Genomic DNA, 14,769 nt, shown 5'->3' on the forward strand with positions numbered 1-14,769 from the left:
GTACCTCGTTGCTCCAGGGTAACGCTTCAACCGGGGCTAATAGGCCACAACAGCATTCCATTTTTGAGGTTGTAGGGTGCACCAACCTTTGTTTCTAAACCCGATTGCAATGAATCCCGACGTTAAGTCGGGAGTAATAGCGGGCCTGCAAACTATCAAGAACCACAAGCCATTCTTTTCCATAAAAAACAATTGATTTCGTTTTGGAGCACAATGCCCTGCAAAACAGTAAATGCCTTCTCCTTTTACGCTTATGCGTTTTCCCGAAAGTTCGGGATACCTCGTTGCTACAGGGTAACGCTTCAACCGGGGCTAGATGGCCACGACAGTATTTCATTTGTTGGGTTGCATGGTGCACAAACCCTTGTTTTTAAACCCGACTGAAGCGAACACGAAGTGTAACGGAGTAAAGCGTAAGGCGGGACTGTTGCCCTCCAAGAACCACAGGCCAATCATTTCCTAATTTTAAAACAATTATTTCATTTGGAGCGCGCTACCTGTACATAAATATCAAAATTTAGTAAGGATAGTTATGAAAAACGCTTAATAACCTACTCCTTCTTCACCAATCCGTGTTCTTTTAGGGCTGAGATAGCCAGTTCGATTAACCTTAAATTTTCGTCCTGATGACCATGCTGTACTTCAACATTAATATAAGGAATATTATTTTGCATGGCATAAACCGAAAGCGAGCCATCATTAGAAACAAATTTAGATTGAAGAATCACATTCACATTTGCCTTTTTTAAGCTGCTGAACAACCTTGGCTCGGTTACGTAAACAAGATCATCGCCATCCATCTGAAAGTTGATGTAAACCGAATCGGCGGTGCTGGCTAAATCATAACCTGGTAAATAAGAAGAAATACCAAAACCACCATCGGCATTATTATGCAAGGTTAAAAAATAACCCGTGGTTTTTGGATCGTAAAACTCGACAATTTGTTTGCCTGCATTATGTATTGTTTTTTCAACTTCGTTAGAGCTAAAAAGATCTTTTTTTAACCTTGTATTAACACCTACTTCGGTATATATGGCGTTTGGGTCTATACGATATTGATCATCCATATAGGTGAAATAATAATCTCTTACACCGCCATATTGACTGTCGATAAGTTCGCCGCCACTCCAACGGATATAATCAAAACCTGCTTTTACGCCAGTATCTTCATTATCATGTACAACCAAAAATTTAATGCCATTGGGTTTGTAACTGTACTTTACCAGCGTGATATCTAAGTTGTAAACCTTAATGAAGCTCGAATCAGTAGTCATCGCCGAAAAAACAGGCGGGTGTTGCGCATTAACCAGAAGGGTAGAATAGATCAGGAACAGACTTAAAATGAGTTTAAACATAATCCCTAATATACAATGTTGCTACATAATTTGTTTGAAGACAACATTGTATAATTATCTGGGCATTTAAATTTCTAAGTACGGCAAGTGAAAAATGAAATGGTGCGTGAGGACACCAACCATGGCGAGGGTATTGGGTTGGTAAAATTGATTGACGACATTCCTTAGGCGTAATTTTCCGTGCCTCCGCGTTTCCGTGGCAAAAAAAAGAAATGGTTCGTGGGTACACGAACCATGGCGGCGGATTGGGATACCCGTTTTTGAATAATTTTTCTGTGCTTCCGTGGCTAAAAACAAAATCCACAAAAAAAAGCCCCGATTTTGGGATCGGGGCTAAATTGATTGTTAATCTGGATGTTTATTAATGTCCGTGATCTAAATCGTATTCGTTTACATCTTTGTGTTTGTATGGTTCTACCATTAACTCATCGATTGTTTTTCCTTTTTTGTTAAAGCCTAGACGTTCTAACATTCTGTCGAATATTAAGTATACCACTGGCACCACAATTAAGGTTAAGAATAACGAACTGGTTAATCCGCCTACAATAACCCAGGCCAAACCATTTTTCCATTCGGCACCTGCACCGCTTGCCAATGCAATTGGAAGCATACCGAATACCATGGCGATGGTGGTCATTAAAATTGGGCGTAAACGTGCGTGGTTGGCCAGTACAAGCGCTTCTTTAGTCTCTTTACCTTCAGCCTTTAAGTGGTTGGTAAAATCGACGAGGATAATCGCGTTTTTCGCTACCAGACCCATTAACATAATTAAACCTAAAATGGTAAAGATACCGATTGAGTTATTGGTTAAAGCTAAAGCTAACAATGCCCCGATTACCGCTAAAGGCAGCGAGAACATTACCACTAATGGATAGATAAAACTATCGTAAAGTGCAACCATAATCAGGTAAACCAAAATGATCGAAGCCAATAAAGCGATACCTAAAGTACCAAAACCTTCGCTTTGATTTTCCTGATCACCCGCCCAGCTATAACTTACGCCAATTGGGGCTTTAAGTTTACCATTTTTTTGCAGCTCTTCCAGTTTCGCCTGGAACTCAGCAACCACAGTTCCTGTTGGCCTACCGATTGACTGTGCCTTAACAGATACCGAAGTAGATTTATTTAAACGCTCTAACTGACTCGGGCCTGAACCTTCTGTGATGGTTGCAAACTGTGATAACTTGATCTGTTTACCATCGCTGTTTACAAAAATCAGGTTACGCACGTCGTCAATATTCTGGCGGTTAAAGTTTTGATACTGGATATTGATATCGTACTCGTACTCACCTTTACGGTATTTACCATCGGTATTACCCGCAAATGCTGTTTGCATGGTAGAACCTACAGTTTGTAAAGTTAAGCCAACAGCCGACATCTTATCGCGGTCTACCTGAACGTTAATCTCCGGAGTTCCCTTTTCTACTGATAATTTAATCTCTGTAGCTCCAGGGATAGCGGCAAGCACTTTTTGAGCACCTTCAGCATACTTCAATGCGCTGTCTAAATCAGAACCCATTACCACCAACTGGATCGGTGCGTTTTCTGCAATACCCAAAATACTGATCGGAACGGTTTTAACTTTTGCTCCAATTAATTCTTTAGCCAGTGCACGGCTCATTTTAGTTGCGAAAATATCTGAAGAAACACCTTTGCGCTCATCGCGTTCAACCAGCTTAACATTAATCTCAGATTTATAGGCTGTAGCCTGTGTACCACCGAAATCACCGGTTGATTGCCCAACCGTAGTAATTAACTGTGTAATTTCTGGTTGTTTATCTAAGAAAGCCTCAGCTTTTTGTGTTAAAAAGTTGGTTTGCTCTAAAGAAGCGTCTTTTGGTAACTCTAACTGTACCAGGAACTCACCTTTATCTGATTTAGGGAAAAATTCCGATCCGATAAAACCACCTACCAGCAAACCGCATGAGCTTAAGAACATCACCACAACCATAACTAATGTTAAAGCTTTGTGGTTTAACGACCATGTTAAAATGCTGGTAATCCAAAGGGTAAATTTCTTTAATTGTTTTTCGAACCAAAGAATGAAACGGCCAAATAGGTTTTTACCTTCAATACGTTCTAACTTACCAAAACGAGAGAAGATAAGTGGTACAATAGTAAACGAAGCTACTAACGAGAGTAATGTTGCGATAATTACCACAATACAGAACTGACGTAAGATGTTCGATACCAAGCCTGTACTTACCGCAATCGGGAAAAACACCACCACAATTACGAAAGTAATCGATACTACAGTAAAACCAATTTCTCTTGTTGCATCAGATGCTGCTCTTACTTTGTTTTTACCCATCTCCATGTGTCGCTGGATATTTTCCAGTACCACAATCGCATCATCCACCAGGATACCTACCACGAGTGATAGTCCCAATAAAGACATTAAGTTTAAGGTAAAGCCGAACAAGCTGATCCCGATAAAGGTAGCAATTAACGAAACCGGAATCGATACCATTACAATTAACGCGTTACGTAAACTGTGCAAGAAGAAAAGCATTACGAAAGCCACCAAAATAACCGCCAGGATTAAATCGTGGATTACCGCATCGGCCGATTCTAAAGTAAAGATTGAACTATCATTAACAATTCTGATGTCTAATTTATTTGCTGCGTATTCACCTTTAAGTTTAGCAATAATGGCATGTACACCTTTACTCACTTCTACCGCATTTGCATCACTTTGTTTAATGATCTGGATGGCGATAGATGCTTTACGATCGATACGTGCCAGCTTTTCAGTCTCTTTTTGCGAATCCTGAACGTCGGCAACGTCACCTAAACGGATCTGTGCACCATCTTTAGTCGTTGTTAAAACCAGGTTTCTCAACTCTTCCATACTTCTGTATTTACCCGACAAACGGATCAGTACATCCTGGTTTTGGGTTTTAACACTTCCTGTAGGGAAATCTAAGTTGGAACTTAAAATTAATTGCTGCACCTGTGGAACTGAAAGGTTGTAGCCTTGTAGCTTATCAGCATTTAACGAAACCTGAATTTCGCGTTCCGAACCACCAACCAGGTTAACCTGCGCAATACCGCTCACCCTCGAAATTACCGGAGCAATACGTTTATCAATTAAATCATAAAAGGTAATGTCATCCATATTGGCTGATGCCGACATGGTAATTACCGGTAAATCATCTAAAGAGAATTTACTTAATGACGGCGTTTTTACATCCTCAGGCAGATCAGAAAGAATAGCATTTACCTTTCTTTGTGCATCATTTAAGGAAATATCGATGTTTGCCGCATCAGTTAAGGTGATGGTAACTGTAGATAAACTCTCAAACGATACAGAGTTGATTTTCTTGATGTTTTCCATCGATGATACCGCATCCTCAATTTTTTTGGTTACGGTATTTTCAACCTCATTTGGTGAAGCACCAGGGTAAATGGTTGAAATAGATACTACGTTGTTAGAGAATTTTGGAAGTAATTCATAACCCAACGAAAAGTAACTTAGTAGCCCAAGCAAAGTAAGTGCGGTAAACACCACAATAACCAGCGAAGGCCTTTTTATAGATATGTCTGTTATCTTCATTTTAATTAGTATTGCGTTTTGCGATTGGCGTATCGCGTTTTAAAGCCGAAAAATCCCCTCTAACTTATTTTACGATACTAACTGCTGTACCTTCAGTTAAGTTAATCTGTCCGCTGGTGATTACAGTTTCACCTTCTTTTAAGCCATCAAGAATTTCAACATTATCTCCTAAAATACGGCCGGCTACTACATTACGGATTTTAGAAGTATTGTTAGATTTATCCAATACAAAAACCTGATTACTACTTACACTACCTACAAATGAAGTACGTGGAATAAGGATGCTTGGGGCCTGTTTAGGGAACTTGAATATTGCAGTTCCGTACATACCGGCTTTTAAAGTGTTTTTGTGACTGTTCTCTACTTCAATTTCAATCGGGAAGTTTAGGGTAGCATCGGCTTTAGCAGCGATGAAAGTTACTTTTCCGGAGAAATTATCAGTTGGAAAAACTGAAGATTTGATCTGGATCTGATCGCCGATTTTAAGATTGGCAACTTGCGATTCGTTAACATTTACTTTCAGTTTTAATTTAGAAACATCAACAAGTTCGAACAATTGAGTGCCCTGGGTATTTACAAAAGCACCAACTTCGATGTATCTTTTGTTTACTATACCATTAATAGGTGATTTAATGTTGGCATCACTTAATCTTCTTTGTGAAGCCTGTAAGCGAAGTTTTGCATTCTTTGTAGCCAATTTAGCCTGATCTAACTGTTGTTGCGTAACACCACCAGTTGAGAATGAGCTTTGGTATCTGGCCTCATCTCTCACTGCATTTTGGTAAGTTGCTTCAGCAGTTTCTCTGTCTGTATTGATAATTTCAGCATCAACACGGGCTAAAACCTGACCTTTGCTTACGCGGTCACCTTCATCAACATAAATAGCCGTAACACGACCTGCATTTTCTGATAAGAAGTTAAGTTCTTGTTTAGGGATAAAGTTTCCGTTTGCACTAAAATCTAAATCCACAGCTTTTCTCTCTACCTGAGCAACCCGAACGGCAACAGCGCCACCACCTTTAGCAATGAAAGCAGTTTTTTCTTCGTTCTTCTTTTTATTGTTGCTTAAAACATAAGCTATTGCACCAAGGGCAACAACAACTACGATAATTATGGTAATTACTCTTTTCATTTCTATTGTACTAGCGATTTAATATTCCCGTTTGATTTGATTAATTGTATTTCGGCTATTTTGTAATTTAATAAAGCCTGTGTATAGCTGTTCTGTGCCTCAGTAAGTGCATTTTCTGTATCCAGAAGATCGGTTAAAGAAGCTAAGCCATTGTTATAATTGTTTTGTGTGCTTTTGTAAATTTCCTGCGCCAAATCCGCGTTTTTACGTTGCGATTTAATGGTGTTGATGTTGTTGCGCAATTGGATTTTTGCGTTCTCATAGGCCAGGTTTAACGAGTTTACAGATTCTTTTCTGCTCTCTCTTGCTTTCTTAATATCCACATCTGCCTGGCGGATTTTTGAACGTGTTAAAAAACCATTGAAAATTGGCACTCTTAAAGTTAAACCAACGGCCGATGCGCCATATCCGATTGCAGCAGCATTAGACTTTAGGAAATCGAAACCATCACTTTGGCTCGAGTAGGTATAATTACCCGTTAAAGCCAATGATGGATAATATTCGGCAACGTATGCCTTTCTTTGCAGTGATAAAAGTTTATCCTGATTATCTAAAAGTTTAACCTCTGTTCTGTTTGCCAGATCGATAGAGTCTGTAAATACAGGTAAAGTAGTTACCTCTGTTAGTTCGGTAAATGGTAAGCTGATCGGCGTTGAAACCGGCATACCCATCGAGAATTTTAACTGATTCTCCAATTGGGTAATGGCATTAATCACCTGCTCACGTTGTGTATTCAGATTAGTTAGGTTTACATTGATCCTGTCAACATCGATTTTTCTTGCTAAACCATTTTTAAACTGGTTGGAAACAATTTTTTCAACAATTTTAACATTTTTAATATTGGTATCAATTACGTTTAACTGTTGTCTGTTTACCAAAACCTGGTAGTAATTGTTGGCCACCAGCTCGATAATCTGCTCTTCAGTTAATTTTGAAGTAAGGTTATAATATTCCTCACTCGATCTCGCAGCCTGTAAGCCAGTAAAAACCTGTTGATTGAATAATTGTTGCGAAAGCTGAACACCTGCAGTCGAATTCCAGTTCTGTCCTAATTTGATCGCCTGTGTCTGTCCGCCGAAATTAGCAACAAGCTGGCCGATAATAGGATTATAAGTTAAACCAACATTTCCTGTAATTTGAGGTAAGGCCTGCGCCCTAACTTCCTCCACCTTGTATCTTCCGCCTTCAATATCCAGTTTCGAGTTTCGAATCTTGGTGTTGTTTTGGAGCGCATAGGTTAGCGCATCTTTTAAGGTAACTTGCTGCTGTGCAAGTACCAGCTGCGGTAAAACCGAGCCGATTAGCAGTATGAGCATTAACCTTACCATTTTTACTCTAAGCATAATGTATTGTTTTTTTATTTTTGGGTTCTTATCTATTTAAAATTTGTGGCTCGTTTACAATTGGTTTATCATTTGTTGCGGCCGCCATATTTCAGTCTGAACATCGTAAACCTCTCACAAATATGGTGGTGAGGTTTTTTTGCTTCAGTGTCATTTTGTTTAATGCTTTTTTATCGGGGAAAAGATCTTTTCCGGTTTCCATAATGCACATGGTGCAAAGGCCCATCAAACTTTCCAGGTAAAGTTCTGCAACATGTGCAGTATCATCGTGTTCAATTTCTCCTTTTCCTTTTGCCTGGCTAAAAATTTCTGCGAAGAAATCTTTTTCTGAACTTTTAAGCGTTTGTAACTTTCCTTTAATCACATCGTCGTTCAATAAATCAGGAATACCTTCGGTAATTCTTAACATGTAATATTTTTGAAAGAAAGTGTTCCTCACTTCTATGGTGCTAAAAAGGATATCTTCTAAAGGCTGATCTGGATTGTATTTCTTTTTGATCAACTCAAAGAAGTCATTAAATACCCTTTCTATTACTCCAATAATTAAATGCTTCTTATCCGGGAAATAATAATAAAGCGATGGTTTGGAAACGGAAAGATCTTCTGCTATATCGTTCATTGTGGTTTTACCAATACCAAAATGGATAAAGCGTTTTATAGCACCATCAATAATTTGCTCTCTCTTTTTATCGGCTACAATCATTTTACTTTTCTACTTTCTGACTTTTTTAATATTTTAGTCAAAAATAGTGCTAAAAAATGATTTGTCATGAAAGGTTTGTTGAAAAGCGCAGTAAGCTTACAATTTTATGACATAATTTTGTTTCTTGAGCTGTTTATATATCTTTACAAACCAATCGTTTAGAAAATTTGTCAGCATTAATCAACATCTTGATCGTACTGTTTACCATCATGGCAATGGAGTGTTTGTCTTGGTTTATACACAAGTATTTATTCCATGGGCCACTATGGTTTATGCATAAAAGCCATCACCAAAAAGCTAAATCATTCTTCGAATGGAACGATCTGTTTGCCGGACTATTTGCTGCAGTATCCTTGTTTTTGATGTATGCCGATCGAGATAATTTAAGTTACCGGTTTTTTATTGGTTTAGGGATTACTTTATATGGCCTGATTTATTTTGTGGTACACGATTGGTTTGTGCACAGGCGGTTTAAAACTTTTAAAAGCAACAACACTTATTTGCAGGCCGTGCGGAAAGCACATAAGGTTCATCATAAGAATAGAGGCAAAGAAAAAGGAAAGGCTTTTGGTTTGTTGTTTGTAAGGAAAACAGTATTAAAAAACTAAATTACACAATATGAAAAGTTATTGCCTGTTTATCCTTTTCGGAATCATTTGCTTAGCCTTATATTCATGCCATAAAAAAACAGATCAAAACCGTGCCATTGCACTGGTAGAGGTCAGGTACGAAAATAGTAGCCAGAAATTGAATTTCGACGGCTCAAAATTGGATAGCCTCTACAATATCGCACCTCAGGCTTATGCCGATAGTGTTAAGAAAGGAAACGAATTAGATGATGCCTTAGCTGCGTTAGAGAGCCAGATTGAGCATTTAAGCCAGGCAGAGTCGGATAGCGTGGGGTTGATCAGTGCAAAACTCACCAAAGAAAGATATCGTTTATTGGACATTGCCAAAACCAAACCGGCTTTTGTTGGCTGGAAACTTTCGGGAGTAGTAGTTGAAGGAGAAAAAGCGGACACTTTAAGCTTTAATTTCGATAAGGGGATTACCAAAATCGTTCCTTAACTATTTTTTATTTTACTTTTGCAGCATAACCCAGAATCAATATGCTTCAAATAAAGGAAAATGTTTCGTTAAAACCATATAATTCGTTTGGTATCGATGTTAAGGCAAGTTACTTTGCCGAGATATTTTCTGAAGCAGATTTGACCAGGCTGTTTAAAAACGAAATCGTAAAATCTCAAAAGCTCTTGGTTATAGGTGGAGGCAGTAATGTCTTATTTACTCAGGATTATAAGGGATTAGTTGTTAAAATCAGCATCAAAGGCATTCAATCCAAAACGATTGATGATAAAGTGTTGGTAACAGCTGGTGCCGGTGAAGTATGGAACGATTTTGTGAACTACTGTGTTGGGCATCATTTTGCAGGTGTAGAAAATTTAAGCCTGATCCCTGGTACGGTGGGTGCATCGCCAATACAGAATATTGGTGCGTATGGGGTCGAGCTTAAAGATGTTTTCGAAAGCTGTAGTGCTTTTGAGATCAAAACCGGTAAAATTAAAACCTTTACTTATGATGATTGCCATTTCGGTTACCGCGAAAGTATTTTCAAAGGTGAGTTGAAGGGCCAGTATATTATTACATCCGTTACTTTCCGTTTATCGGCGGAAGCGAAAATTAATACCTCTTACGGTGCAATTGAAACTGAGCTGCTGAACAGAGGGGTCGAAAACCCGAATATTGCCGATGTTTCTGCAGCTGTATCGCATATCCGCGTAAGCAAACTGCCCGATCCGTCTACTATTGGCAACGCAGGTAGTTTCTTTAAGAACCCGGTGATTGAAAAATATGAATTTGCTGATATTGTGGCGAAACACCCCGATGTGGTACATTATCCCACAGCTGATGATAAAATTAAATTGGCGGCTGGCTGGTTAATTGAGCAATGTGGCTGGAAGGGTAAAGTGGTCGGTCAAACAGGTACCTGGAAAAACCAGGCTTTGGTTTTAGTTAACCATGGACATGCAACTGGCACAGAAGTGTATCATTTTTCTGAACAGATTATAGACAGTGTAAAGTCCACTTTTGGAGTCACTTTAGAAAGAGAAGTAAATATTCTGTGACGAAAGCCTGCCTTTATGTAGTTATACGCTTTTAACACCATGCCAGAAAATTTTGGTACTAAGTTTGTTTAGGTTTAAGCGAACAAACAATAATTCATTTGTTTTTTTTATCTACCTAAAGCTAAATATCATGACAAAATTTGAATTCAATCATCTGGTTAATCATCACTCGGTATCGCTTAGATCTTATGCTTTAAATTTTACTAAAGACGCAGAAGACGCAAATGATTTGGTTCAGGATACCATGCTGAAAGCGATCACTTATTACAATAAGTTTAAAGAAGGTACGAATTTAAAAGGTTGGTTGTTTACCATCATGAAAAATACTTTCATTAACAACTATCGCCGACTGGTGAAAACAAACACTTTAATTACGCAGAGCGAAGATATATCTTCTGCAAATCTTTCATATAGTGCAACTAAAAACCAGGCAGAGAGTAAATTTGTGTTAGGAGATATTGATAAAGCCCTTTCACAATTACCTGAAGAGTATTATGTGCCTTTTATCCGTTATTTTGAAGGATATAAGTACCACGAAATTGCAGATATGTTAGCTATTCCGATTGGAACAGTAAAAACGCGTATCCACGTAGCAAGAGGTATTCTTAAAAAATATTTAAAAACCTATTCAAAAGAAATTGCCACTACAGAAGTGGTTTAAGATACATCGATCGAAAAACTAGAGGCTCAGATTTATCTGGGCCTTTTTTTGTTGTCACTCCTAGATGAGAAACGTCATCTCTATAGCGTTGCACTTCGCTCGAAATGGCGGTATAAGAAGCGTTTATTATAAAATGAAATCAGGTGTGACGCTATAATTTTAAAAGGAAATTCTCAAAATACTGTAAAAAGCAAAAGGCCTGAAAATTCAGGCCTTTTTGCTTATCATATATTTGGTTAGTTGATTCTTATTTTTTCTTTCAACAATTCGCCTTCTCTCTTATTTCGAAACAAATGCAAACCCCGAACGATTATGTGTTTTGAAGCTTTATTGCAGTATTTTTGTTTTGTGGTTATAAAGATAAGGGAAATTTTAAATTTGTCAAGCTTTTTTTAACTTTTTTTTTATTTCTTTTGCTACCACTTGCCCAGAGATGATTGCAGGTGGTACACCAGGCCCTGGAACGGTTAATTGTCCGGTGTATAAAAAATTTGTTACCTTACTTTTCATCTTAGGTTTTAAAAAAGCCGTCTGTTTCAAAGTGTTTGCTAATCCATACGCATTTCCTTTAAAGGCATGGTAATCTTCCTCAAAATCGTTCATGGCGTAACTGCGCTTAAACAAAATGTTACCGCTAATATCATTTCCGGTTAAATCTTTAAAGCGTCCGATCAATAAATTAAAATATTCTTCCCTTTTACTTTCGCTATCTGCTAAATCAGGTGCTACTGGAATTAAAAAGAAAAGGTTCTCACAGCCCTCCGGTGCAACACTTTTATCGGTTACGGAAGGGCAGCATGCATAAAATAGGGGTTTTGATGGCCATTGTGGATTGGTATAGATTTCTTCGGCATGTTGATCGAAATCCTCATCAAAGAATAAGTTGTGGTGTAATATATTGTCTAGTTTTTTATTTAATCCGATATAAAACAAAAGGCAGGAGGGGGCCATTGTTCTTTCATTCCAATATTTTTCGCTGTAATTACGGTAAGGTTTATCAAAAAGCTGTTGATCGATGTGGCGATAATCGGCATTGCCCACCACAAAATCACTTTTAAAATTGCCCTTGTTGGTAATTATGTACTCTGCCAGGTTGTTTTTTACTTCAATTTTGGTTACCTCGGTATTGAAAATAAATTTTACACCCTCACTTTCAGCTATTTGTTGCATAGCCATCACAATTTTATGCATGCCGCCCATTGGGTACCAGGTACCTAAAACGAGATCGGCATAATTCATCAAGCTGTATAAAGCAGGTGTGTTTTGTGGCGTGGCTCCTAAAAATAAAACCGGGAATTCTAAAAGTTTCCTCAAACGCTCATTCTTGAATAATCGATAAACATGTCTCCGCATATTGCCCAAAAGCTGCAATTTAATTCCGCTAACCGCCAATCTTGGATCGAAATATTCCATCACACTATGCGAAGGTTTAAAAACATACTCATTCATGCCTACATCGTACTTGTATTTCGCCTGATCAAGAAAATGTTTTAAATTTTTGCTGCTTCCTGGCTCTAGTTTTTCAAATAAAGCATATAAATCAGCTAATGTTGCGGGAACATCAATAGTATCCTGTTTGCCAAAATAAATGCGGTAAGAAGGATTTAATCTTTTTAGCGTATAAAAATCAGCGGCAGTTTTGCCAAATAGGTTATAGTAGTTTTCGAAAACGTCCGGCATCCAGTACCAGCTGGGGCCCATATCGAAAAGAAATCCGTCTTTTTGCCAGGTTCTGGCCCTGCCACCGGCCATTTCGTTTTTTTCGATCACCGTAACATCACAACCATCTTTAGCCAGTAAAGCGGCTGCAGCCAAACCTGCAAAGCCAGCACCGATAATGGTAACCATGGTTTTTTTCTCCATGGTGTAAATAAAGGAATTTTATTGCGTTTTGTTTTTGTTATTCTAATTATTCTGAATATCGTGAAGATTCTTTAAAACGTATAGGTAATTAATAAAGCATATGTTTTACCATTAAGGAATTAAGAAAGTTAAGCGGGATAATCTTAATGTCCTTAATTCCTTAATGTTGAAGAGTGAATATCTGCGAAGAGAACTCTTGATAGATTTCTTACCTTTGGGGCATCTCATGATTAAACTACGCATTATACTTTTTCTGCTGGTTGCAGCAAGCAATATTACTTACGCCCAGTTGTCTACCCAAGAAATTGCGATATTAAAAACTAATATGGTTAAAGCGGTAGAAAATTCGAAGCTAACCGACTCATTATTTACCAAACTGAACAAGCTGGCCAATAAAACCGCCTTAATTACTGGTTACACCGGAACGTTGGAGGCGCTTAAGGCCAAGCACTCATGGAATCCATATAACAAGATTAAGTATGTAGGCCGATCGCTTAAAACCATGCAAAAAGCAATTGATATGGATAAGGAAAATATGGAAATTCGCTTTATGCGGTTTTCTATTGAGTTTTATACGCCCTCTTTTCTCGGTTTTAGTAAAGATTTAGCTCATGATAAAAAAGAGATCCTTAAACATTATCAAAATGAAAATTTTGGTCTAGCCGATCGCGAACTGATTAAAAATGTAGCTAAATTTATGATCGACAGTAAAAAATGTACACCAGCTGAAGTTAAAATTTTGACAAAACACCTTTAGAATGAATTATACCTATCTGCTCATCAATCTTGCTGTAATCTTCTTTCCCCTGGCTTTATCATTCGATAAAAAGGTTCATTTTTTTAGCAAATGGAAGTTTGTATTGCCTTCGATATTAATTACAGGTCTGGTGTTTTTAATTTGGGATATCCTGTTTACCAAGCTCAATGTTTGGTCTTTTAATCCCGATTACCTTATTGGGGTAAACCTTTTGGGACTACCTTTAGAAGAGATTCTATTCTTTTTAACAGTTCCTTATGCCTGTGTGTTTATTTACGAATGCTTGAATGCCTATTTCCCCAAAAACGACCTGCAAAAGTATAGCCTCGCAATAAGTAATTTGTTCCTCGGGCTTTGTGTGGCCATTTTGTTTTTTGGTTATAACAGGTGGTATACGCTGATCAATTTTGGCTTTTTATTTATGGTGCTGGCCTATGTAGAATATGTAAATGTCGAATTCAGGTTTATGTACAAGTTCTATAGGGCTTATCTGGTTTCGCTTATCCCTTTCTATATTGTAAATGGTTTTTTAACTTCTATACCTGTGGTGATGTATAACGATAAGCAAAACCTGGGTTTTAGAGTGGGTACTATCCCTTTCGAAGATCATTTTTATTTAATGGGGCTATTGTTAATGAATATCTACCTGTACGAAGTTTTTAAAAGCAGAGTCTCGAAGAAAGAAGGCTTAAGATTGGAAAATTAAAGAGCTTATTGCATAATATGTCATCCTGAGGGATAATTTATTGTATAAAAATCAATATGAGTGACAGATGGAAAAGCTCGTAAATGGTCTTGAAGTATCGTCATTTCGACCGCAGTGGAGAAATCTTTTGAATTTGATTTTAATAACTTGGTATAAAGGTCTCTCTCCCGAAAGTTCGGGACTGCGCTACAGTCGAGTTGACGACCATTCTATTGGAACCTGTCAATGGTAGCGTAGTCGAAGGATGGTCTTTTTATTAGAAAATGAGCGTTCAACGGTTCTTAGCGGTTTGCAACCCCGCCATTCGCTATAGCTCCGATAGAAAACCTGTGAAACAAGCAAGCACACCGAAATATAATATAAATCGGTGCTTAATCGGGAGCTGCCGCTTCTGTCGGGTTTAAGAACAGGGGTTGTGCACCTTGCAACCCGAAAAATGAAAGGCTGTAGTGGCCAACTAGCCCCGGTTGAAGCGTTACCCTGCAGCAACGAGGTACGAGGCAGCGAAGCGTATAAGCGTAAAACGGGAAGAAAATTAGTGCTTTGTACAAGCCTTGTGCTTCAAAT

General features: G+C 38.1%; 12 protein-coding genes. 6 read left to right on the forward strand and 6 right to left on the reverse strand.

The features are described from left to right. Nucleotides 1-551: 551 nt before the first annotated feature. The 5 genes from ACTJKN_RS12945 to ACTJKN_RS12965 all read right to left on the reverse strand — a co-directional run bounded on the left by ACTJKN_RS12945 (nt 552) and on the right by ACTJKN_RS12965 (nt 8,089). Nucleotides 552-1,355, reverse strand: coding sequence for a hypothetical protein (locus ACTJKN_RS12945; protein WP_440825522.1), 804 nt, complete (start codon nt 1,353-1,355; stop codon nt 552-554). Between the two features lie 361 nt (nt 1,356-1,716). Then, nucleotides 1,717-4,911 (reverse strand): efflux RND transporter permease subunit, encoded by a 3,195-nt coding sequence (locus tag ACTJKN_RS12950; protein WP_440825523.1) that lies wholly within the window; start codon nt 4,909-4,911, stop codon nt 1,717-1,719. A gap of 64 nt (nt 4,912-4,975) precedes the next feature. Beyond that, the gene (locus tag ACTJKN_RS12955; protein ID WP_440825525.1) at nt 4,976-6,043 is read right to left on the reverse strand and encodes an efflux RND transporter periplasmic adaptor subunit; all 1,068 of its coding nucleotides are present in this window, start codon (nt 6,041-6,043) and stop codon (nt 4,976-4,978) included. A gap of 2 nt (nt 6,044-6,045) precedes the next feature. Next, a complete protein-coding gene (locus ACTJKN_RS12960; protein WP_440825527.1) occupies nt 6,046-7,386 on the reverse strand; it encodes a TolC family protein in 1,341 nt (446 codons plus the stop codon). 91 nt (nt 7,387-7,477) lie between these two features. Continuing rightward, nucleotides 7,478-8,089: a TetR/AcrR family transcriptional regulator gene (locus ACTJKN_RS12965; RefSeq protein ID WP_029279769.1), complete on the reverse strand. Its 612-nt coding sequence runs from the start codon at nt 8,087-8,089 to the stop codon at nt 7,478-7,480. Nucleotides 8,090-8,298: 209 nt separating this feature from the next. On the opposite strand from ACTJKN_RS12965, the gene ACTJKN_RS12970 reads away from it, so the two are divergent. The 4 genes from ACTJKN_RS12970 to ACTJKN_RS12985 all read left to right on the forward strand — a co-directional run bounded on the left by ACTJKN_RS12970 (nt 8,299) and on the right by ACTJKN_RS12985 (nt 10,876). Further along, nucleotides 8,299-8,697 carry a sterol desaturase family protein gene (locus ACTJKN_RS12970; protein WP_440825877.1) on the forward strand — a complete coding sequence of 133 codons (399 nt, stop codon included), beginning with the start codon at nt 8,299-8,301 and terminating at the stop codon, nt 8,695-8,697. A 10-nt stretch (nt 8,698-8,707) separates the two neighbouring features. Then, the gene (locus tag ACTJKN_RS12975) at nt 8,708-9,157 is read left to right on the forward strand and encodes a hypothetical protein (protein WP_440825529.1); all 450 of its coding nucleotides are present in this window, start codon (nt 8,708-8,710) and stop codon (nt 9,155-9,157) included. A gap of 41 nt (nt 9,158-9,198) precedes the next feature. Continuing rightward, nucleotides 9,199-10,215, forward strand: a complete 1,017-nt coding sequence (gene murB / locus ACTJKN_RS12980) for a UDP-N-acetylmuramate dehydrogenase (RefSeq protein WP_440825530.1) — start codon at nt 9,199-9,201, stop codon at nt 10,213-10,215. A 130-nt stretch (nt 10,216-10,345) separates the two neighbouring features. Then, entirely contained in the window at nt 10,346-10,876 is a 531-nt protein-coding gene (locus ACTJKN_RS12985; RefSeq protein WP_440825531.1) for an RNA polymerase sigma factor, read from the forward strand. 381 nt (nt 10,877-11,257) lie between these two features. On the opposite strand, the gene ACTJKN_RS12990 is transcribed toward ACTJKN_RS12985, so the two are convergent. Further along, complete coding sequence (locus ACTJKN_RS12990; RefSeq protein WP_440825533.1) at nt 11,258-12,739, reverse strand: phytoene desaturase family protein; 1,482 nt, start codon at nt 12,737-12,739, stop codon at nt 11,258-11,260. Nucleotides 12,740-12,902: 163 nt separating this feature from the next. On the opposite strand from ACTJKN_RS12990, the gene ACTJKN_RS12995 reads away from it, so the two are divergent. Together ACTJKN_RS12995 and ACTJKN_RS13000 are read left to right on the forward strand one after the other, a co-directional pair. Next, entirely contained in the window at nt 12,903-13,496 is a 594-nt protein-coding gene (locus ACTJKN_RS12995) for a hypothetical protein (RefSeq protein WP_440825535.1), read from the forward strand. 1 nt (nt 13,497) lies between these two features. Then, on the forward strand, nt 13,498-14,202 hold the full coding sequence (locus tag ACTJKN_RS13000; protein WP_440825537.1) for a lycopene cyclase domain-containing protein: 705 nt from the start codon (nt 13,498-13,500) through the stop codon (nt 14,200-14,202). Nucleotides 14,203-14,769: the final 567 nt, after the last annotated feature.

It is taken from the genome of Pedobacter sp. 22163 (genome assembly GCF_052045595.1).
In the GTDB taxonomy this organism is placed as follows: domain Bacteria; phylum Bacteroidota; class Bacteroidia; order Sphingobacteriales; family Sphingobacteriaceae; genus Pedobacter.